The following is a 22,940-nucleotide window of genomic DNA, read 5'->3' as shown; positions in this document are numbered from 1 at the left end:
CATTGCTGGACCATCTGCCGAGATGCCGCCTAAAATGCGACGTCGACTCGACTTGCCAATCGACTGGTGACTTGTTCGTTGGCACCATTGAGAACAGCCAGTCTGGACATGACGTTCTTGAGTTCGATCTTTTGAGCTTCGTGGATCAACTTGGGCTCCGTGTTTGGAATCACGGCAACGGTCAATGATCCTGGATGAATCGCACGGACCTGGGGTTCCAACTGGGTTCGTTCCACTTCGCTCCCCACCACCAAGATCAGCCGTTGTAAGCCGCCTAGTGATAAGAGTGCGGGTTTGACACATACGATCGCATCGTCGATTGACATCGGACCGCTGGCCACACGCGGCTGATTCGCCATCGTTACTTCGTGCGTCTGAGCCGTCCGGTTGATGGCTGATTGCGGCGCAGTATTCGTCAGGCTGGTGGTTGCTTGATCCGGCTGCTCGACATTCAGTACTCCCACGCGAGCCTTGGCAACTTCGGCGCTGTGACGTTCAACCATGTCAACCACGATCGGTACCGTCAGTTCGGTCAACTCAAAAATCAGCGAACGGGAATCAAGATTCGCTCCCAGATCGTTCATTGGCCGAATCAAACATTGCCCGACCGTATCGGAATGCAACTGCTTGACGACTCCATCGAACTGCTTGCGGACAACCTCGGGCATGGAATCCCACGGGTTAAAGTCGCCCATCTCGTTTTTCGTATCCACAACACCGACGGCAAGGATGGCAGCCAATCGTTCGAGTCGTTCTTCCAAAAATGTCAAACCGCTCGCGAATTGCTCCAACTGATGCGCACTCAATCGTTTCACAATTGCATCAATGTAGATCGCATCTGCGACGACGGTCTCTTCCGCCCCGACAGGTGACGGTGCCGATTGCATTGCATCGCGTGACCATTCAAGACAACGGTCATTAAGCAGTTTCAACGATTCGAAAACAGTCGAAACATCAGCGCGGCGATCGTTTAAACAAACCGAGATCTCACGATAGATATTGTTCAACCAACCGGCCGAGACCCAATCATAATTGCCGTTTTTCACACGGTCGGCAACAACCTTCTCGATCCCGCCAACGGTCGGATTTGGTAACGCTTTCATGTCCAGGTGATCGGTCAGCGTCTCGATCGTATGTTGCAGCGACAGACTTAGCCGACGCTCGAATCGATCGGCTAAATCCGGCGATGCTTTTCGAGCCTTCGACGGCACACCTAACCAACGCGTCAGCAGTTCACGGACAACAGCGGGTGACAGCACGCGAGTTTCGACGCCGTGACGATCGCCGAGCGGAATCACACCGACCGATCGAATCGACGGTTTGCGGATCGACGGCGAATCACTTTGTTCGTATCGACGAGCCGCTGCTAAGAGATCGCCGCAACCCGTTGAATCACCCCAAATGTATTCCGTGATGGTCTCGATCGGATTACTTGCCAATTGGTCAGCGGATGATGCACAGATCAAGTATAGATCACGCAGCGGAGTTCGAGCGGCCGGTACGCTAGGCCAACCTGCCCCTTCGTCGCCCGGGTAACCGTTGCCGACCTGCATGAAGAATTCAATTTCATTCAACGCGGCCTGCGCGTCATGCAACGCCAATGGGTTGGAGTGGTCAATTTGAAAACCAACAGATGACAGCAATGACAATATGCGAACTTCTTCCAGTCCGGATTCATCCAACATGCTGCGCAGCAAGTGCACGATGTCGATATACATTCCGCTGCCTGTTCCACCGGCAAGAGATCCCACGACGTAAATTTTAGGTGGAACCGATCCGCACTCCGCGACCATCTCTTCGATCGATTGAATCAATCGATCTTTGACCATCTTTCCGTGATCGACCAGGGCTAATCGACCAAGCGGTCGCATTCCTTCGGTGGACCCACTACGTGGAACGTTATAGATCCAACGCCGGGAAATTGATTTCAGTCGGTTCGTCCCCGCATCGCGGTACTCGTGCGCCGTTCGCAGCGGTGTGTAGACGCTGTTGCATTTGGGAACTCGATCGGAAACTTCGCCCAAACGCAACGTGTGGATCGTTGACAGGTCCGTATCAATCACCATGCTGTGCAGATGCAACGGACTGGCGATGTGCAGTTCAGCAATGCGGTGACGCAGTTCGCGAACACATTCAGCACCAGTTCCGCCCAACCCGATCACAAGTGCGTGCTGAGCGAGCACTCCTTTTCGGTTGGACGAACCTTCAGCGATTTGCGGCAGATCTTCGACACTTGCGCCCGGCGTGACAACTCCATCTTCGGTATCGTGAGCGTCATCATCGACAAACTGACTCTGAATTTGGCTCAATCGATCACGGTGATTCCGCAGTGCTTCGACAAACGCTTTGCAGCTTGGGAATCGTCGGTTAGGGTTCTTTTCAAGCGCACGTGCGATGACCGGCCTGTCGCTCGGCGGCAGGGCTTCAAGGTTTGGCGCGCTGTGAACGTGCTGGGTCGCTAGTTGCGCGATCGTACGCCCACTGAAGGGACGCGTCCCGGTCAACAGTTCTTGGAACATGACGGCAAGCGAATATTGATCGCTATGCAAACTTGGTCGACCGTCGAACACTTCGGGTGGCGCGTAGATGGGTGTCAGTCCGCCAACGACGCTGCAATCAATGTCCCGCAAGTCTTTCAACAGACCAAAGTCGGCGACCTTGACATGACCGCCGATGATCAGAAGATTACCCGGCTTAATATCCAGGTGCTGCAGTTGGTAGGATTGGTGCAGATAGTCCAGTCCATCCGCGGTATCGTGTAGGTGCGAAAGCAAGACGTCGCGAGGAATTCCGCAAGATCCATTGTCGCGATGACGTTTGAAAACATCTTCAAGCGAGCCATCAGCCAATTCGGTGATGATGATCAATTGATCGTCAATCACTTCGAACCGTTCCAACGTCAATAGGAAGGGGTGATGAACTCCCTTCACACGTTCAAGTGAACGCATTTCTCGGGTAGCGCGCGACTGGTCTTGGTTGCCGAAAACGAACTTGATCGCTTTCTTTAACCCACCCGGCGCCGACGACCGCCAGACCTCGCCGAAACCGCCGCGGCCAATCACTTCCTCGAGAACGTAGCCGGGTACGGGCTCGTATCCAGCACAGATCTTTTTTCGTTGAATCGTTGGCATGATGTTTACAGTTGGCTGAAGTAGCTGCGGCAAGCTTGATCGAGATACTCGGGCCTGATCGCGAAGGGAAGCTTTCGGTACTTACAAAAGTTGGCGACTTGAGTCAGCAAGTCACGCGGATGACAACGACGAAGGTTGCGGTTGGTTTCGCCGTAAAACTTCAGCAAATGCGAGGCCGCCTGCGGTGTGTTAGGAAAGCCAAGCTTTTTTGCCACATCAGTCATCAACTGAATGAACTCTTCGGGTGTCGGATCGTCGACGAAGATCTTGTAAGGAACTCGGCGCAAGAACGCCTCGTCAACCAACGAAGCAGGTTCTAGGTTGGTCGAAAAGATGATGAGTTGCTCGAATGGAATCTGAATCTTCTTACCCGTCGGTAACGTCAGATAGTCGCAGTTGTTTTCCAGCGGCACGATCCAGCGGTTAAGAAGTTCCTCGGGCTCAATACGTTGTCGGCCGAAGTCGTCGATCAACAAGCATCCGCAGTTACTCTTCATCTGCAATGGTGCTTCGCAAATATTGGATCGTGGATCGTGACGAACCTCAAGGTTTTCCATCACCAGTTCGCCACCGACGACGACCGTCGGACGTCCGATTCTTAACCATCGGCGATCCCATTCCTGAGCCTTCAGGATATTACCGCTTGCTTCGGGAACCGGCGCGGGACGATGGAATGCATCGTCTTGCAGCTTGATCAAGTTTCCGTCATCAATGATTGCATGAGGAATCCAGATTTCTTGACCTAGCACTCGTGTCAAGCATCTTGCAATCGTGGTCTTTCCGTTGCCGGGAGGCCCGAACAGGAACATACCCGTGTTGCTGTTAACGGCTGGTCCTAGTTCGTCCAGCAATCCGTCTTGGTACGAGATATCCGCTAACGCTTCGCGAAGTTGGTCGCGATCGATCGGGTCCAATCCGGCAGCTTGGGCTTCGACACTTAATACGTAGTCTTGCAACGGTACGGGCGCAGGCCCGACATAGCTGCACTGCTTCATGTAATCTTGCGACCGCTTCTGCCCAGCTTCGGTCAGCGAATAGTAGTAGTCGTTGAAGGCAGCGGGTCGAACGTGCGAAACCAGTTTGCGAGTTCGCAGCACGTCCAACAAAGGCTCGATGACTCGGAACGTCAGCCCAGTTCGATCCGAAACCGCACGACCGCTGATGGTACCGCCGATCAAGACAGTTTTCATGACGAGCGCTTCGATGAACGATTCGCTCAGACCAGTTTCGCTAGTGTTCTGAGGCTGGCTGGGCCAGAACGTGTCGTTCGAAAGTAGCCCGCCCAGCAAGCTTGGTTCAAAGGACTGCGTTTCAGAAGTCAGGGTGGTCATATCAGTTGTACTGTTTGGTGAGAATCTAAGGATTGAACGGGCACCTAGGTTGAACGGGCACCTACACAGCCCCAACCAACCAATTCCTTCAAACGTAGCTCGCAATTAACAGTTCGAGAAAGAATGACTGGCATCGTCGGTAAATATTGCCTTGTCCTCAAACCGCTGAACAAAACGAGTGTCCTTATCCTTCCAAAGGGAGCGGGAGCGTGATTCGTTTGGAACGATTGAAGCAACCAGTCACGTTGCTTTCGGTTCTGGCAGCCGCCCTACCGTTAGCGAAAACCTGTCCGCCCAACAGAAGGGCAGCCCCCATATTCCTTTTGCTCACAACGCAAGTTTAGAAAACCTGCACACCCGCCGGCGATGCACGCAATAGTGACCTAGGTTTCTTATGCCACCGTAGCATTGGTACCGCGAGACGGACTTTCCGACTGCTGTACAAGTTGCTCGTTGAGCCACTGATCCAACTGTTTCGTATGTTTATATATCTTGGATAACCTTCGATGCCTTCGGTCGATCTCGCCACCATTGAACGACTACGTCGCAGCTCGCTTGTCGCGGATGATGTTTGGTTCCTATCGGGCCCCACACAACCGGGCGAAGGAGTCATGCACATTCCTGTCGATGGAAATCCGTACGTTGTCGGCCGTAAATCTGGCGTTTCGCTAAAGCTGCAGTTTCGAACTGTCAGCGGCAGTCACGCATCGATGTGGGTGGATAACGGAATCTTGATGCTGCGAGACATGGGCAGCACCAACGGAACCTACGTCAACGGAAACCGACTTGCCCCCAACGCCCCGATCGCGATCAGCGAAGAAGACTTGATTCACTTTGCCGAAGCCCCTTTCCGCGTCCGACGTCAATCGCCGACGGGAATGAGCAACGGTACCTACGCAGAAAACGTTTGCGATCAAGCACTCGCACTTGTTCAGTTTGATCGTTTGATGAGCGAGCGGCTTGTCAAACCTCACTTCCAAGCCATCGTGGACATGAAAGACAGTCAAGCGATTGGTTTCGAGATCCTGGGACGCGGCAGCGTGTTCGGATTAGAATCGGTCGGCGCGATGTTCCAAGCCGCTGAACAACTGAACCTCGAAGTCGAACTCAGCCAATTGCTTCGATGGGAAGGAATCCGCGTCGGTCGCGATCTTCCCGAACGTCCGACTCTGTTCGTCAACACTCACCCGCGTGAAATGGAAGACGGCGACGGACTGATCAAATCGCTGATCAACCTACGTGACATGACTGGCGGCACCGACCTGGTGCTGGAAATTCACGAATCCGCCGTGACGAATCCAAAGCTGATGCAGACACTCAGTTCCGCACTGCGAGATCTAAACATTCGACTTGCATACGACGATTTTGGATCCGGCCAAGCACGATTGGCAGAATTGATCGAAGCTCGTCCCAACTTTGTTAAGTTTGATATTTCGTTGGTTCGGGCAATCGACCGCGCCAATGAACAGCGTCGACGAATGCTTGAAACTTTAGTCACGATGGTCCGCGATCTGGACATCGTTGCACTCGCCGAAGGCATCGAAACCGCGGAAGAAGCCGAAGTTTGCAAAGAAATCGGCTTCGAATTGGCTCAAGGTTTCTTCTTTGGCCGCCCAACGCCCGCCTAGGCCATCGCACCACGCGAACGCACCGGCAATCTTTAGCAAATCCGCCCAAATTCTTCAACTTCGTCGCGGCGTCAATCCGGCCAGACAGGTCGCGGCCCCATCGACTTTGACGGTTCTGCGGGATTGTTCGTCGCCGTACAGATGCAACGATGCTCGCGGTTAAGTTTAGCAGTGATATTTGGTTGGTTGGTCCGATCTGTAGGGATGGATGCACGTCTTCAACGTGCTGACGCTTTACGACTAGGGACCGAGACCATGCCAAACATACGCAATCAACGCCGAATCTCGACTCACACTGCTAAGTGCGACATTCGGCGACAATGGTTGTCGGCTCTCTTGATGGTTTCTGCTACCGCGACGGCGGCACACGCCGACGATCAAAAGCCGAAAACCATTCGCATGCCCGCGATTCGTATGCCGGCAGTATCCTCGCCGAGTAACCCAGCACCAGCAACGCCGACTGTTGCAGACCCGGCCGCGTCTCGACCAACCCAAGCCACAGCGGCATTGCCAGTCGCCACCGCAAAAACACGATACCTACGTTCATCCACTTCGGTAGCATCGATGGAGATCGCACGCCGGATGATCGAGCAAGCGACTCAGGAATACAACGCTCACGCCTGGATGTCGGCCGAAGCATCCGCTTGGGAAGCACTGCAACACGCAGCCGAAGCAATCGATTTAGCCAAACTAGAGTCAGGCGTCGCGACTTCTCCGTCAGCGATTACCGCACGGCAGAATCTAGAAATCGGGAAGAACGCGATCTTAGAAGCCAGAGACTTCACCGGAGTCTACGGAGCAGTCGATGACGACGCGATTCACCGTATCGCTCGCAGCCACCAAACCAGCGTCGTCCCACGAAAAGACCCAGCCAATCCAGCCTCGTTGGTTCCGTTAGAACCCAGTGATGTGGCGGACCAGTACCTCGATTTCGCACGAGTCCATTTCGCCACGATCGCGGGCCAGGATCAAATCACCGCCCAAGCGATGGATTTGTTAGCGGCCGTCTACCTGGACCGCGCCGACGCAAAAACACTTCCCAGCGAAACTGCGCTGTGCCTTCGACGTGCAGCACTGCAAGGACAACCCAACAACGCGAGTCTGGCGTCGCGGCTCGGGATGCATTTGTCCGACATCGGATTGCTCGGCGAAGCCCGCTGGGCCCTGGAGCATTCGATGTCGATTGATTTTGACCCGCGAACGGCGGAAGCCCTTGTGAAGGTCATGCGGTCGTCGGGCGATGAAGAATCCGCCACCCGAATGCTCGCGTCGATCCAGGCTCGCACTGGGACTCAGTCGTACATCGGCAATCAGGCCGCTGAGGTGTCAGCAAACGGTTACGCACAGACACCCGAGATCGTCGAACTGACGCCATCCGAGTTTGCATCGGTTTCCAAGTCAGTGATGCCGCCGAGCCAACTTGCAAGCGCTCCGGCAACACCGACCAATCGCGTACCCGCGTCACTCGCTAGCGCCAAACTGAACCACGCCTTCACCACCGACTCGCCGCAATCGCAGCCGTTCGAACCAGCGATGACGGAAGTCGACGAGAACAATCGTGAACAACAACCCAATGCCCTGCGACGCCTGTTTGGCAAATTCAAGAAGCCTTGGTAACTAGCGATAGGCCGCCGCGGTTTCGCGGTCGCAAACGACTAGGTGAAGCAACCTTGGTGTTCTCTCAAAAATTTCGGTAGGTTTCGATGAAGTTCAATCCGTCCAGCGTCAAAACGACTCAATCCGCACGCTGCCTGACCAAGATGAAAAGCGTCTCTGCAGGCGTGATGTTCGCAGTCGGGTTGTGTGCGATGGCAACTCAGGCTGTGGCTCAACAGGGTACGGTTTCAGTCCTGGACTCGGCCGATACGCGGATCATGGATCTGACGGATAATCCCGTGGCCAGCCCGTGCGGATGCCAGAGCACGCCGGGTGGATATCCGTGTGTGGGGGGTTGCCAGAAATGCATGATCGGCGTTGATTGCCGAGACAACTGTGGTGCCGAAGCTCGCTGGCGTGACATTCGCCCGATGCCGTTCGATGCCTACGGCCCAGGCGGTTACGCCGGACCGTCGCGGTTTGCGCACCTAAGCGAATATCGTCTTCGTCCTGGCGACCAAGTCCAAGTGCTGTACCTAATCACTCGTCGCCAACGTACCGGCGAATACAAGCTGACACCCGGCGACGAAGTTTTGATCGAATCGGGAACCGACGCCGACCTGACCCGCGGCTCGTTAGAATCTGGGCTAATGGTTCAACCCGACGGCACCATCACGGTTCGCATGTTGGGGCAAGTTCACGCCGCTGGATTGACGGTCGCGCAACTGCGAGAAATCCTTGACGAAGAGTACTCGAAGTTCGTCAAGCAGCCTTCGATCGATGTGACCCCTGTCAAGACAAACACACTTGCCGAAGATATTCGCAACGCAGTCGGTGGACAGAGCGGTTTTAATCAGCAATCGATCACCGTCGAGGTCACACCTGACGGCAAGGTTCGTTTGCCCGGTATCGGCGAAGTCTGTGTGCAAGGATTTTCGCTGAATCAGCTAAAACGCGAAATCAATTTGCGGTACAAAGAGATCGTCGTTGGTATCGACACCGAACCGATCCTAACCCAGCAAGCACCGCACCAAGTTCACGTGCTTGGACAAGTCAACCAGCCCGGTCGAATTCAGTTGGACGCACCGACGACCGTACTTGGCGCGATCGCGTCAGCCGGTGGCCACCAAATCGGTGGCAACCTACGACAAGTCGTCGTGTTCCGGCGGGCCGAAGATTGGCGTCTGATCTCGACCGTACTGGATCTGCAAGGCGCGATGTTAGGTAAACGACCAACTCCCGCCGATGAAATCTGGCTACGCGATGGTGATGTCATCATCGTGCCCAACAAACCGATCACTCGGTTCAATAACTGGGCACAACAGATCTTCACGGACGGCCTGTACCGAATCTTCCCGGTACAGTTCAACGGACTCAACGATCTGTAGTCCATTCCGAGGGACGCGAACCCTCAAAGCCCAACTGCAAAAGCGGCAAGTGTCGCTGTAACTTAGGGTGAAACGACCACACGATTTTCAACTCGGTGAACACCAGGTTCCAACCGCATCATCAGTTCGCTCATTCGACGGTCACGTTCGCTTCGGACAACCCCCGTTACAACTGCGGTGCCGTTTTCGACATAGACGCCAACGCCGTTAAGGCCGGCGCGGCTTGGAACGGAACGCATCGTTTGGCTAGCCGTTTGCTGGACATAGCTGTTCGTCCTTGCAGGGACTTCAACGGCTGATCGCAAACGTGTGCGAATGACCGGTTTCACATTCTGATTCGCCGCGGAAGTGTTCCCAAACAATCCACCGAATCCGCCAAGTCCGCCAAAGCCTCCGCCGCCAGTCGTACGACCGCCGCCTGCGCCGCTGTTAGGTGCCGCGACACTTAACGAGCTAAACCCGGCTCCAGTATTTCCGGTCGATCCAACAGCCGTACCACGCTCGATGGCTGAGAAAGCCGTCGACACATCCAGGCTGCCCATTCCACCAGGAGTCGTAACACCGCCGGCACCCGCCGCATTCGTTCCGGTGCCCGTATTTTGGCCTTGCGCGGATGTGGAACCAATGGAAATCGAGACCGTTGCTAGAGCCAAGATGGCAACGAAACTTGTCTTTGAACGAAACATAAGCGCCTGAAACTCCACGCGAGCATTTAAGGGGATCGGATCACCCATCTTAACCGCAATGGACGAGTTTCGTTCCGCTGAAAGTGAACGGCTGTGACGAACGTTCGCGAAATTTGATCCGGATGCCAAGATGTATCCGATTGTGTCGAATGAAAGCAATGAAGCGGTTGTTTCGGCTAAGCTAATCAAACAGGCCCTTTCACCGTCCGCAGCATGCTCTTCGTCCAGTCTTTCCATTTTCGGAGTTTCTTTTCCATGCCACATCGTTTCCGACGTTCGCAATTCGGGTTAGCCGCTCTGTTTGCGATCTCGCTTGCAATCGTCGCCCCCGTGCATGCTCAAGACGCCTCGAGTCGAAAAACCGACGCTCCGGAATCAACCGTTCCCGGCGCACCGCGAATGTTGCCCCACGACACGCTGGCGTACATTCGGCTGGACAACGTCGATCAAATGCGTGATGACTTTTCCGGCTCGGCAGTCGGCAAGATGCTTGCCGATCCTTCGCTTCGCCCTTTGGCCGGCGACATCTACCAAACGCTTGCTGAATTGTTTGAACGGGTGGGCCAACGAGTTGGCTTGACACTAGACGAATTACTGGCAATTCCAAGCGGCCAAGTCGCAATCGCGGCCCTGCCAGGAAATCTATCCGACGCCGAAGAGGCCAAGGTTCAAGACGATGCCGATGACGAGTCGCCCGACGCGATCCGCCGCCGCATCGCACGCAAGGCTCGGCAACAAAACTCGTTCGCCGGCATGTTCATTGTCGACGCGGGCAAACAAGTCGATGACCTGATGGCCGCTATCGAAAAGCTCGAATCGGGCGCGACACAATCGGGATACGTCCGGCGTGTTTCCAAGGTCGACGGAACCGATCTGATCCGTTTGATGCCGCCACGTGAAGGGCGTCCCGAAATCGAGTACTTCTTTCGCGAAAAAACATTGGTGTTGGGCATCGGACACGGAACCGCATCCACGGCACTCGATCACTGGATCGGCAAGAGCGACGAAGCCACACTCGCCGAACGAACAGATTTTACGTCTGTGATGTCTCGGTCAATCGGCGCCGAATCAACTCGGCCGCAACTGACATTCTTTGTCGATCCCTACCACATCGTTGAACGTCTGATCAAACGAGGCGGCGCGGCAGCATTCGTTTGGCCAATCGTCGAAGAGCTCGGTATCGCCAAAATCCGTGGGCTCGGTGGCAGTTCCTTTCGCGGCGGCGAAGTGTTCGAAGAGATCAGTCATTTGCACATCCTGATTGACACGCCACGCGACGGTTTCTTTGGCGTCTTACGACCCGAAACTGTTGAAACCACACCGCCGGATTGGGTGCCATCGGACGTGACCAGCTACACGTCGGTCCAATGGGATTTCCCAACGACATACAAGAATCTCGGAAAGGTGTTAGAAAAGTTCCAAGGTCCCGATCCACTTGGGCGCTTTGTGGCCGAGCCCTTAAAAACTCGCCTCGGACTCGAACTGGAAGAGGACGTTCTTGACCAAGTGACCGGACGATACGTGTCGTGTCGATGGGTCCAGCCACCAATCAAACTCAACAGCCAGGTCCAGTTGCACGGACTCGAGGTCAAAGACCCAGTCAAAGCAAAATCCGTGATCGCCAAGATTCGTGACCGCATGCCCGGGCGAATCGAAGTTGCAACAGTAGGCGGCAACGTGATCTACCTGATCAAGACTGGCCGCGGCGGCAACATGCCTCAGGGACTGCGCAAACCGGAACCCTGCTTCACCGTGCTCGGCAATTGGTTGCTGATCAGCGATAGCCGGGAATTCTTGGAACGAGCATCGATGGCGTCTTCTGGGTCGCTGAATCAATTAGTCTCGGTTCCTGAATTTGAACTCGTGGCCAGCGAACTTGGCGGAAAACTTGACGGTGAAAAGCCGTTCATGGTTTCGTTTCTAAGAAGCTCGGAATACATTCGCCAGCTCTACGGATTGGCCCAGTCACCCGACACGCGGAAGTTCCTGAAGAAACAGGGCGAGAAGAATCCGCTAGCGACAAAAGTCGTCGGCATGTTGGAACGAAATGAGCTGCCACCGTTCGAGAAGTTCGAGAAATTCTTCGCTCCAAGCGGCACATTCGCCTACGACGAAGCCTCCGGAATGCACCTCGGATCGTTCACGCTAAAAGCCGAGGAATAAACCGAGAAACCCGAGTTGCCCTGCCGCGAGAAATTGTTAAACTCTCTTCCAGCAAAGACGGAAACGTCAGAGCAACCACGCCTCCATAGCTCAGTTGGTAGAGCAAGGGACTCTTAATCCCTGGGTCCAAGGTTCGAGTCCTTGTGGGGGTACTTCAGTGCTAAAACACCGTAATCCAGGCTCATCAGTGGCCTGATTCACGGTGTTTTTTTGTTGGCTGATTGGCGTAAAATCCCGTGGATGAGCATGGATGACACCGCCATCCATCGCGGTGTCGTTTGAGATCATCAAAGTCGTGCCCATCTCCCAGTGCACGGGCGTAACTTACGAATAGTGTTTCTTCGCCATGGCACAGTCGTGCCCCATCCAAGCATCCGCAACATGGCTGGGGTACCGCTCATCGAGCTCTGTTCGCCGTGATGCCCGAAGGTTCTGGAATGTTTTCTCCCACGGCGTTAGCCCTGCACGCTCGATAATGCGGTTCATCTGCGTGCCAAGATTCGCGTTTACGACGAAACGTGGCAGACATCGAACCCTTCCGACTCCGCGTCGAATGATGCGTCAAGTAGCGGTAGCAGCTCAGAAAAGAGGGGCCTTTTACGCTATCCGCTCTTTGGCGAGTCGTTGCGGATCCTACCCTCGTCCCAAAGCACGTCGGACCAAGTGACCGTTAGCAAATCGCAGCCCCGGAAACTACCGTATCGCGCCAACGCGAATGCCAACCGCCAGCGGAGCAAAGGCAAAGAAAAGGGGAAGGGGGCAATAGTGTTCGGCACAACGTTTGGGAGGTTGCCCTCTTTGAGTGTCATCTGCCCGTATCTAGTCGGCGACGGCGTTTGCGCCGCGATCCAGTTCTGCTACCGACCGCGATTGGCGCAGCATCAACCCCCGGACCGACTTGTGTGGAAGACTCCCCGTGAAGCTAGGACTCGTTTTTTCAGCCGCCGCTTTGGCCGCCGCTTTCACCTTTTCGATGTGTGAGATTAGCTCCGCCTCGCTCGCCAGTCCGATGAAGTAGTAGTGGATCATCTCAAAGGTTCGCTTGCTGATCCGGTTGCCTCCGGTCCAGAGGTTCATCAGCAAACAAGCGAAGATGCTGCAGTAAACCTGGATCTCGATCCCATTGCGGCTTTGGCTGATCAGATGCGAGCCGCCCATCATCTGCTTGTAGAACCGAAAGAAGATCTCGATCGTCCAGCGGTGCAAGTAAATCAACGCGATGATCTCCGCCGGAACGTTCATCAAGTTCGTCGCGATCCGCAGCACACCGTCGCTGTCCGGGGCGGTGGAGCCCATCTTCTTCCCGCCGCGGCGGTTCTTGTGCGGCGTGCATCGCACGCATACCAAGCGAATGGAATGATCCGGGCGGTCAGCCTTCTTGCTGGTCTTGCCCAACTGGACGATTTGGTCGCTAGTGACACCGGCGTGATGGTCGCCCTGGGTTAGCGGACGATCCTCAAGGATGTCATATACCGAATTGTCGCGAAGCCGACACACATAGCTGCTTTGTTGTTTGACGATCGCATTGAACAACCGAAACTTGGCATAGCCGCGGTCCATTACGTACAGCTTGTCGGACTCGATGGATCGTCCCATCACCGCTTTCTCGCCATCTTCCCCGCCACAGCTGGGTGTCACGGTAACGCTTCGGGGAGTTCCGGTGGCAACCTCGAAATGCGTGTGCAGTCGCCACTGAACGATCCCGCTGCCGGTGGTTTGTTTTAGCACCGAGGCGGTGATCAACGACGGCATCGCAGAGACCACCGAACCGTCCACGGCGATGAGCTGCTGAGCGAACTCGGCAATCTTGGGATCGATGGTGCCCTGTTGTGCCTGGGCGGCGAGCGACCCGATGATCGGCAATAGCTCTTTGGAATCGAACAGACCGGAAGCTTCGGAAAGCGAGCCGGTGGTGGCTTTTCGATTGCCCAGTTTGTCTTGGACTTTGGTCAGTTCACTGGCCTGTGCCAGGGCCCGCAGTGACGACACGGTGGGGTTAAGTACATACAGCATCACCAGCATGCAGTACTGGTCGTAGAACAGCGTCCGATTGGCAGCTTTGTCTCGCCCGGTTTGGTGATCGTGCAAGCGTTGGAGGAGCGGTCGCAGCATCGCGAAGTATTTCATTCCCTGCAGCGATGGTAAGTCCGGCGGCTTTGCCGGTGCAGCACCAGGATCGACCTTGACGGAAGGCTTGCTTCGACGTCGGGGCGGGGAGGTCATAGGGATTTGAAGTGATAGTCTTATCTGATCGAACACGTGCCAAACTGGCGCGCCAAAACGAGCCAAGATTCACTGCGCAAATCTCGTGCCGAACACTATTGCCCCCTTCCCCTTTTCGTCACTCGCTGGTTTCGGGTCGTTTTTTTTTACCTTCAACACGCCTCACGCGTCGGGTTGGGGCCCAAAGCCGAGCTTGCCGGGTTCGGGCGTGGCCCACTTCGCCCCTTGAGTGAGCTCAATGATCGGACCGGTCCATTGATAAAGCGGTTCGGTGTCGAAACGGTTGCGTCGCATTCAAGTTCGATACCTCGCGATCCCATATTTTGACAAGTCCGTCCTTGCCAATCGCAGCGATCTGTGTGCCGTCGGGAGAGAAGTCCACATCAGCGACTGAAGTCGATAGACCGTACAAGGCAAGTTTCTCGTCGCCCGTAGTGGCATCATGAATTCGGACAATTCCCCCGGTGCCACCGCTGAGCAGTTCGCGTCCGTCCAGACTGAACTCCAGACAGCTGACTGCATCCCAGTGCGCACGGAAGGCCGTTTTCAGCGTCCGCGTCGACAAATCCCAGACGCGAATCCAGCGATCGAGTCCGCCGGTCGCCAGCAGTCGTCCGTCAGGACTGGCCGCCAAGCAACTAATGCTCTCCGTTTGTGACGCGTCGATCTGAAACAGTCGCTCATTCAACTTCCAGTCCCAAACGTCGATCCCACCGGCAAGGGCAGCAGTCGCCACAGCACGATCGCTGAGACAAAAAACAGCGAAAGGTCGATCGATATCGTCGTTCTTCCATAGCTCATCTCCTGTTGCATAGTCGAAGAGGCTGGCTCCCTTTCCAGGCCGAACTTTCGCGAACGCACTCTTGACGGTGAGCAGAAATTCTCCACCACGATTGAACTGCACGCTCGACGACTTGGACGTTCCGAAAGGTGGTAGTTCCTCGCCGGTGACCGATAAATGTGTGAACGTTGGCTTAATGTTCTCGCTCACCATGACGGTTCCGTCGTTGGGATGAACCGCCATGTCGGAAAAGAGTTCTCCATTGGAACGAGCGATCCACTCTTGTCGCTTGGCCCCAATTGGCCAAGCTTCGACCAAAATGTTACGCAGTTTGTAAACGCTACTGCCATCAAGATCGAACGCGACTCTGCAATCAAAAAAACGAGAGGCTGAGTTGAGAACATCGCCCGTCGCTATTTCGGCAACTTCTTCTTCGAGACGAGTCGACCAAAAATCGACGATGCCGTCGCCATCCGCCGCCGCACGGGCTGAAAGTAGCATCGCTCCGTCAGGGCTAAATTTGACTTTCCATGGCAAGGGGATCAGTCCATTAAGTGACCGTAGCAACCGCCCCGATTTGGTATCCCACAGGCGGATGCGGTTAGCATTATTGGTTGCAACAACAGCTCCACTGGGACTTAGCCGTCGCACCTCATCACCCATAAAGTGCAAAGCTCGTATTTTCACGCCTGATGTCGCATTCAAAATGATCAGCTCGTTGTCACCGTAACACGACAGCCAGCCATTTTGCGTAAACTGCAATTGTGCAAGGCTCGGTTTGTCGGAGGTCACTTCAAAGGTTTTTGAAACGCCTCCTGTCGACATTTCAATGATCTCGATCTTAAAGTCCAGATTTTTCCGTTCAGTGACGACCGCTACACGCTTGGAGTCAAGGCTGAAGTCCGGAAGAACTCCATTCCATTTTCGGGTCCACAGCGGATTACCCGTATGTGTTTCAAAAGCCGTCAGTTGCCCCTTCATCGTGGCCAACGTGACCTGGCCATTGGGACTCATCAATACGTTGCTCCACTGATACGTCTGACAGGGCCAACGGTGAAGAATCTTTCCCGTAAGCAGTTCTTGCACGATGATCTCGTTCTCTGACACGGGAAAGGCAATCTTCTCGCCGTCCATACTTCCAGCGATGTCGCCGTAAATCGCATATCCCGGAATCGAATCGCCGACTTGCTTACCGTCGAGAGAGAAGACTCCACCGGCCCGCTGGTGGAGAACGGCTGCCAGATGATTGCTTTGGGGCGAATAATCAAAGTGGCGGACGCTACCGTGCCCTGGGATATTCAACTGCCAAACCGAGTCGCTGGAATGATTTTTGAGGAAGTTCCAGTTGGAATCCCGGAACTGCTCCGGGGTGTCGTCAACGATTTTTTTTGCCTCCATGAACTTGCCTCGCTCGAATTCCTTTTCAGCGACTTCAAGCTGCGACTTGGCTAACGCTCTCTGAGCCATGACGCGTTCGTCGATTGCCACTGCTTCGGCTCTCATTGCGCGGCCTGCTTCGGCGGTTGTCCTAATATTCGCTTCGCTCAACCGAACTGCCTGCACGGTACTCACCAAACTAGCCACGATGAGGACAACGACGATCGTGGCGATCGATGACGCCAAGCCGACGTTATTCTTCGACCATAGCCACATCCGCTCTGCTGAACCAACACGGCGTGCACGAATCGGCCGACCGTCGAGGAAACGTTCTAAGTCGCTGGCCATCGCAGCGGCTGTTCGATAGCGGCGACGTGGTTCCTTTTCCATCGCCTTGTCGATAATGGTTTGCAGGTCACGCGGAACGCGATGATTCAACGATCGCAGCGGCGCCGGGTGCTTGTCCCGGATCGCCGATAACAAACTAAAACGGTCATACGCGGCAAACGGTGATTGGAGCGCCAACATCTCATACAGCGTCACGCCGAGCGAATAGATATCGCTGCTCGCATCACAGGTTCCCCCAAAACGTTCCGGTGACATGTAACGCAGTGTTCCCACGACGTCACCGTCGCGTGTCAGGTCGACATCATCGGTCTTTGCAAGGCCGAAGTCCGTGATCCAGGCAACGCCCTTGGGATCCAAGATGATATTGGACGGTTTAATGTCGCGATGCACGATACCACGTTCGTGAGCGTGCTGGAGTCCATCGGCAATTTGATGTCCGATTCGTGCGACGTTGCGAAAGAACGGTTTGGAATGCCCGGACACCGTCAACGTCGAACTGCCTCTGGCAATCGGGACCGTATCATCACCGTCAAGCACTGGTCGCGTCTGGGGTGTTTCCAGCAACGTGGTGTAGCAAGTTGTCTCGAGTTGCGCATCGAGGGAAAGGTGATTATCGTTCACCATCGCGTTGGTGTTGATCGCTAATCCTTCCGACACTTCCTCCGGCAAACCGTGACGCGATTTGGAGCTATCGATATCACGGATTTTGCGCAACTGGCGGATCACCGCGTCAAGCGAATGGCCTTCGATAAATTGCATCGCATAGTAGCAATGCTTGCCGTCATCACCGACCTCGAAAACCGGCACAATGTTGGTATGGTGAAGCTGGGCCGCCGCGCGAGCTTCCTGTTGAAATCGTGCCACTGCGCTGGGATTACCGGTCGTGTGAGCGGGCAAGACTTTGAGCGCCACCTTGCGAGACAAGGGCACTTGAATCGCTTCGTAGACGACGCCCATTCCGCCTCGGCCCGCGACGCGAAGCAGCTGATAGTCTTCGATTTCGGGCCAGCCGGCATCTGGCGAGGACGTCGACTCAACATGTTTTTCATCCATGGACGATTCGCCACCGAGACCATGCAGAAGCCGAATGGTTTCCAGCATCCGCCGGAGCGACTTTTCGATGGCTGGGTTCGCAATCACGGCGGGATGCGAGCCGACGAAGTCATTCAAGCTTGGCGGGTCGCCGGTGCGACCAGCTGCCAGAAACTCTTCGGCGATCTGGCCAATCAGAACGTCGCTGTCCGCCAACGAATTTGGGTTGTCATCGTTTGCGTCATCACAATTTGCGTCATCTGCGTTATGGTTCATCGGGGGCTTCTGAAGGATTCTGTTCTTCATCGATGCTGGCTTCGGCCAGTAATGCCTTCGCCTCCTTGTAGGCCAGCCAGTGGACCAAATGAACATCGTTGGCGTCGTTGGCGAGCGGGTTTCGCTCATCAGCGGGTAGGTGAGTCATTCTTGCCTCCGTTTCGGTGAAGAGGGCAACGGCCTCCTTCGCGTTTCCTCCCTGGAAAAGGCTCATCGCACGATAGAAGCTTGCGGTGTCCTTGATCAGATCTGCGAGCCATGTGTTGGCACCCATGGTGCTCGGTACAGCGGCCAGGGTGGCGGCAGACTCGGTGTAGAGACCGCCTCGGTACTCGGCCATTCCGAGCGCCAGGCGATTCCAATGCATTTTCGTTGATTTGAAGCCCGTTTTCATAGCTTGATGGGCTAGAGCCAGAACCGCTTCTCGCTGGGATGCGTCAGAGAGTGGGCGGATGCAGCTCAGTTTGGCGACGCGCTCAGCAAGTTGACCGTCGGTGGTATCGCTTGCCAGATTCAGCATCCGTTGACGGGTGACCGAATAGTCGGCATCGAGTCCGAACCAAACCTGCAAGGCGGCGACTCGAATCGCCAGTAGGCTATCATTGGCTGAACTGGCCGACTGTTCCACCAACCGGGCAAGCGACGGATGCGTTGGACCGTCGGCGTTCACTTGATCTGCGTTTCGGCCGCCACGTTGTGGGGAATCAACCTCTGCCACAACCGTAGTCCAGGCACCGTCGATTTCTGCGCCCACCCTGATCGCCGCCGCTGGATCCAGACGCTTCACTTTCACTTTTGAAACCACCCATTCGTTTGCGAGAGAACGGCAAGAACCGAGAGCGAGGAATCCAGGATCGGTCATGGCCCAGCTCTTGTGCTGGCTGAGATCCGTTTGGGGCCCCTTCCAGCGGTACAGCGGTCGGGCGTCAAGCGTGGCGGTGATGATGGCGTTTGCGTCGTCGAGTCTCACGGTCACCTCGAGCTCGTGCTCCTGGGCGTCCGTCACCTGTTTGCCTTCAACAGCGCCTGGCAAACGATTACCAAACTGGCCTTTGACTTGGATCAGGCCGCTCCAAATGCCGATGCCGGGACGGCCTTCCAATTCGAATCCACACATCCGATCTGCAACCGGAAGGACGACGTGGAAGACACTCTTTGCATCGCGTTGCCGCAGCACGACACGGACTTGATAACTCGTGCCAGACAAGTTAGCGGGCATTTGTATCGCCGCGTACTGCGCCACCGGACTGAAAAGTTTGCTGTCTTCAAGCTTCCACAGGGTACCGCTCGTTGCAACCTCGAACGGATCAAGAGGTGCGAGAAGTTCTTGCCAGCCGTCCGCGTCGATGGCTACCAACGGCCCGTTCACTTTCGGTTTCCAGGGCAGTCTCGCGTGTCGGATCGAAAGCTCACGATCCCATACTTTCGTTACTGCATCCATTGTGATCGCGGCGATAAGCTTGCCATCGGGACTGAAGTCCACGTCGATGACTGGCGTTGTGAGGCCGTACAAGGAAAGCCTTTCTTCTCCACTGGCCGCATCGTGAATACGCACGGTACCAAGATCGCTGCCGCTTAGAATTTCGCGACCATCGGGACTGAACTTCAAACAGCTCACGCCCTCCCAGTGCGCGCGGAAGGCAGTTTGCAGCTGGCCCGTCGCCGCATCCCAGACACGGATCCAGCGGTCCGGTCCGCCGCTGGCTAGGCGTCCGCCGTCGGTGCTGGATGCGAGGCAACGGATGCTCCCGGTCTGCGCGGCATCGATCTGACGAATCAGCTTGCCCGCCTGCCAATCCCACACGTCAATCCCACCGACGCGGGCAGCCGTGGCGACGGCGGAATCCTCGAGACAGAATGCGGAGAACGGCTGGTGGGGCTCGATCTCATTCGAAAACTTCGTGAACAAAATGTCCTGCAGGATGTTGCCTGACGGATATTCCAAAACGGCAAATGACCAGCCGCCTTTCGAATCATGAAAAGCGCCCTGCACGACAAGCAGCCGGTCGCCATTGCGGTTGAACCTCAGGCTCGCGCCGTGGTTGAATCCAAACGACTCCAGCGATTCTCCGGTCGGCGACAGATGGGTGAACGTTTTCTTGGTCCACTCGGACAGGACGATGGATCCGTCAACCGGATGAACCGCGAGGTCTTGGATTTCGCGGGTTGTCGTGAAGTCCCAAGTCTGCGAGTCGCCTCGCGTTTGCCAAGCTCCGGCAGATCGGTCAGCACTTGCATAAAAATTGGACGCATCGTGATCGAAAATGATGGAGCGGCACTTCGACTCATTCGGAATGAGTTGCACAGAGGCGATCCCTTCTTCGAGCCGGGTCGGCCAAATATTCACCTCGGCATCATTCGATAACACTTGCGATGACAGCAGCATCTTGCCATCGGGACTAAAGAAGAATTCCCGAATTTCAGCAACGGCACCATTGAAAGACCTTAGCAATCGTCCGGTTGTTGATTCCCACAGACGGATGCGAGCACCGCTGAGAGTCGCGACCGAATCCCCATCAGGACTTAGCCATTTCACCGTCTCGCCTGGGAAATGTAGCCCTCGGATTTTCTTGCCCGTCTGCGTGTTCCAAAGGATCACTTCGTCACCGCCGAGACACGCCAGCCGGTCGCCGGTCTGGTCGAATTGAAGGGTCGTCTTTTCGGGATTGTCCGCCGTCGTTTCGAGCGTTCCACGCACGGCTCCCGTCAGCGTATCCAGGAGTTCAATCTTTAAATCCAAATCAGTATTGGCGACGAGATGTGCCACGGTTCGTCCATCGGGGCTGAAAGCGGGCGCAACGCCCTTGTAAGGCTGCGTCCAGAGAGGCGAGTCCGTCTGAGTGGAATAGGCCGTGAGTTTTGTTCCGCCTGCCGCCAACACAATATTGCCATCGGGGCTCAGCATCACGTGCCCGATTTTTCCAATGTTCAATTTCCACTTATGAAGGTCCAGCCCGGTCGCGAGATCCGTCATCACGACCTCGTTTGGCGACCTCGCGAACGCCAGGCGGTTGCCGGCGCGATCGATGCCGAACCTGACACGTGGCGAGGTTGTCGGAATCCAGTCGCCGACTTGCTGACCCGAGACTGAAAAGATTCCGATGCGGTTATAGGCGAAACTGGCTGCGAAACGATCCCCTCGGGGCAGCAACTGCATTTGATACGCGAGGCCTACGGCGGGGATGGAAAGCTGCGCGTTAAAGTCGCGCGAGTGCGACTGTTGGAATCGCCAGTTCGAATCTCGAAAGCTCTCCGGAGTCTCGTCGAGAATCTTCTGCGCCTCGATAAACTTGCCGCGTTCAAATTCCTTTTCGGCGAGGTCGAGTTGCGACTTCGCGAGCGCCTGCCGCGTCGCTTCTTTCTCCTGCACAGCGATCGCTTCGGCTTTCGTTGCACGGTCTGCTTGCGCAATGGCCGTCTGCTCGTTCGCCTCCGATTTTTCTCGCAGCGTCGCTTGTACTTGCTCCGCCTGCGTCGCACGAGCCGCTTCAACCGTCGCCAGTTTTTCCGCTTTCGTCGCCCGCACCGCCTGCCAAGTGCTCACCGCGCTTCCCACCACAAGAACCGCTGCGATTGCTGCGATCGCGGCTGCCAACGCCACATTGTTTTTGGACCACAGCCATAGCCGCTCGACCGATCCGACGCGCCGAGCGCGGATCGGGCGACCATCCAGAAAGCGATCCAAATCGTCCGACATCGCGACGGCCGTTTGGTAACGACGTCGCGGATCTTTTTCCATCGCTTTTTCGACGATGGTTTGCAGATCGCTCGGGACGCGATGGTTGATCGAACGCAGCAGAGGCGGCTGCGTGTCGCGGATCGCGGCGATCAAGCTGATGCGATCGTGGGCCGCGAAGGGAGACTGAAGCGATAACATTTCGTAAAGCGTGACACCCAATGAATAGATGTCACTGCATTCACCGCAGGTTCCCGCGAAACGTTCCGGTGACATGTAACGCAGGGTTCCTACGACATCTCCGTCGCGAGTCAGATCGCTGTCATCGGTTTTCGCGAGTCCGAAGTCGGTGATCCATGCGACACCTTCGGCGTCCAAGACGACGTTGGCCGGTTTGATGTCGCGGTGAATGACGCCTCGCTCGTGCGCGTGCTGCAATCCATCGGCAATCTGGCGTCCAATGTGCGCAACGTTTCGATAGTACGGTTTGGAATGTTGGGAAACCGAAAAAGAGGAACTACCGGGGCGACGAACGACCGTGTCGATCTTGCCGGAGATGTTTGGCGTCTGCTGTGCATCGAACGGCATGTCCGAACAAATGGTCGAAACCAAAAAGTCCAACGAAGCTGATTTGCTATTGGGAGCCGTCCCTTCGGACTCGGTCGTCGATCCACCCAGCATTTCCTTCGTTGAAACCTCTGGCAATTTTGCTGTGTCAATTTCGCCTCGCTCACGCACTTGGCTAATCACCTCGTCCAACGAATAGCCTTCGATGAATTGCATCGCATAGAAACAATGCCCGCCATCGTTGCCTATCTCAAACACAGGCACGATGTTGGTATGGTGAAGCTGTGCTGCCGATCGAGCCTCCTGTTGGAATCGTGCCACCGCGCTAGGGTTGTTAAGCGTGTGATCGGGCAACACCTTGAGCGCGACTCTTCGCGACAACGATAATTGCGTCGCTTCGTAGACGACGCCCATCCCGCCACGTCCGGCGACACGAAGCAATTGGTAGTCGTCGAACTTCGGCCAATCGGCTGGTTGCTGAATAACAGCTTTGGTAGCCGCAGCGTCAGCGGGAAGCGATTCGCCGCCTAGGCCATGCACGGCATTGAGCGTTTCGAGCATTTGTCGCAGCGGTTGGCCGAGCGCAGGGTTTGCGAGCACTTTCGGATGCGAACTCACAAACACATCAACGCTCGTTCGCTCTCCTGCCCGCACGGCGACTAGAAATTCTTCGGCGATTTCGTCCACCAAGAGATCCAAGTCATGCGACAGATTCGATTCACGATTCATCGGCGTTT

Annotated in this window: 10 protein-coding genes, 1 tRNA gene and 1 pseudogene; 5 read left to right on the top strand and 7 right to left on the bottom strand. The window is 55.6% G+C overall.

What is annotated here, in order from left to right; all coding sequences use genetic code 11:
• Positions 1-29 precede the first annotated feature (29 nt).
• Positions 30-3,131 carry a protein kinase domain-containing protein gene (locus Poly59_RS16400; protein ID WP_146535142.1) on the bottom strand — a complete coding sequence of 1,034 codons (3,102 nt, stop codon included), beginning with the start codon at positions 3,129-3,131 and terminating at the stop codon, positions 30-32.
• A gap of 5 nt (positions 3,132-3,136) precedes the next feature.
• Positions 3,137-4,462: an ATP-binding protein gene (locus Poly59_RS16395; protein WP_146535141.1), complete on the bottom strand. Its 1,326-nt coding sequence runs from the start codon at positions 4,460-4,462 to the stop codon at positions 3,137-3,139.
• Between the two features lie 506 nt (positions 4,463-4,968).
• On the opposite strand from Poly59_RS16395, the gene Poly59_RS16390 reads away from it, so the two are divergent.
• The 3 genes from Poly59_RS16390 (at position 4,969) to Poly59_RS16380 (ending at position 9,074) form a co-directional block, all read left to right on the top strand.
• A complete protein-coding gene (locus Poly59_RS16390) occupies positions 4,969-6,090 on the top strand; it encodes an EAL domain-containing protein (protein WP_146535140.1) in 1,122 nt (373 codons plus the stop codon).
• A gap of 255 nt (positions 6,091-6,345) precedes the next feature.
• Positions 6,346-7,707, top strand: a complete 1,362-nt coding sequence (locus Poly59_RS16385) for a hypothetical protein (RefSeq protein ID WP_146535139.1) — start codon at positions 6,346-6,348, stop codon at positions 7,705-7,707.
• A gap of 86 nt (positions 7,708-7,793) precedes the next feature.
• Entirely contained in the window at positions 7,794-9,074 is a 1,281-nt protein-coding gene (locus tag Poly59_RS16380; protein ID WP_246151701.1) for a polysaccharide biosynthesis/export family protein, read from the top strand.
• Positions 9,075-9,136: 62 nt separating this feature from the next.
• Here Poly59_RS16380 and Poly59_RS16375 read toward each other — a convergent pair whose 3' ends face one another.
• Positions 9,137-9,997: a BON domain-containing protein gene (locus Poly59_RS16375; protein ID WP_186776310.1), complete on the bottom strand. Its 861-nt coding sequence runs from the start codon at positions 9,995-9,997 to the stop codon at positions 9,137-9,139.
• A gap of 18 nt (positions 9,998-10,015) precedes the next feature.
• Here Poly59_RS16375 and Poly59_RS16370 point away from each other — a divergent pair, with 18 nt between their 5' ends.
• Both Poly59_RS16370 and Poly59_RS16365 read left to right on the top strand, forming a co-directional pair.
• Positions 10,016-11,923, top strand: a complete 1,908-nt coding sequence (locus tag Poly59_RS16370) for a DUF3352 domain-containing protein (RefSeq protein ID WP_146535137.1) — start codon at positions 10,016-10,018, stop codon at positions 11,921-11,923.
• Between the two features lie 79 nt (positions 11,924-12,002).
• Positions 12,003-12,075, top strand: a tRNA-Lys gene (locus tag Poly59_RS16365).
• A gap of 172 nt (positions 12,076-12,247) precedes the next feature.
• Here the strand turns inward: Poly59_RS16365 and Poly59_RS29600 are convergent.
• The 4 genes and pseudogenes from Poly59_RS29600 to Poly59_RS16350 form a co-directional block, all read right to left on the bottom strand.
• Positions 12,248-12,409 carry a hypothetical protein gene (locus Poly59_RS29600; protein WP_186776309.1) on the bottom strand — a complete coding sequence of 54 codons (162 nt, stop codon included), beginning with the start codon at positions 12,407-12,409 and terminating at the stop codon, positions 12,248-12,250.
• A 447-nt stretch (positions 12,410-12,856) separates the two neighbouring features.
• Positions 12,857-14,059: pseudogene (locus Poly59_RS16360) on the bottom strand (IS4 family transposase); the annotation flags it as partial.
• Positions 14,060-14,381: 322 nt separating this feature from the next.
• On the bottom strand, positions 14,382-17,960 hold the full coding sequence (locus tag Poly59_RS16355; protein WP_186776308.1) for a WD40 repeat domain-containing serine/threonine-protein kinase: 3,579 nt from the start codon (positions 17,958-17,960) through the stop codon (positions 14,382-14,384).
• Positions 17,950-22,932 (bottom strand): WD40 repeat domain-containing serine/threonine protein kinase, encoded by a 4,983-nt coding sequence (locus Poly59_RS16350; RefSeq protein ID WP_146535134.1) that lies wholly within the window; start codon positions 22,930-22,932, stop codon positions 17,950-17,952. The genes Poly59_RS16355 and Poly59_RS16350 overlap by 11 nt, the downstream gene beginning before the upstream one ends.
• Between the last annotated feature and the right edge of the window lie 8 nt (positions 22,933-22,940).

Source organism: Rubripirellula reticaptiva (assembly GCF_007860175.1).
GTDB classification, from domain to species: domain Bacteria; phylum Planctomycetota; class Planctomycetia; order Pirellulales; family Pirellulaceae; genus Rubripirellula; species Rubripirellula reticaptiva.
The sequence above is the reverse complement of the archived record's forward strand: the minus strand, read 5'-3'. Positions and strand labels throughout refer to the sequence as shown.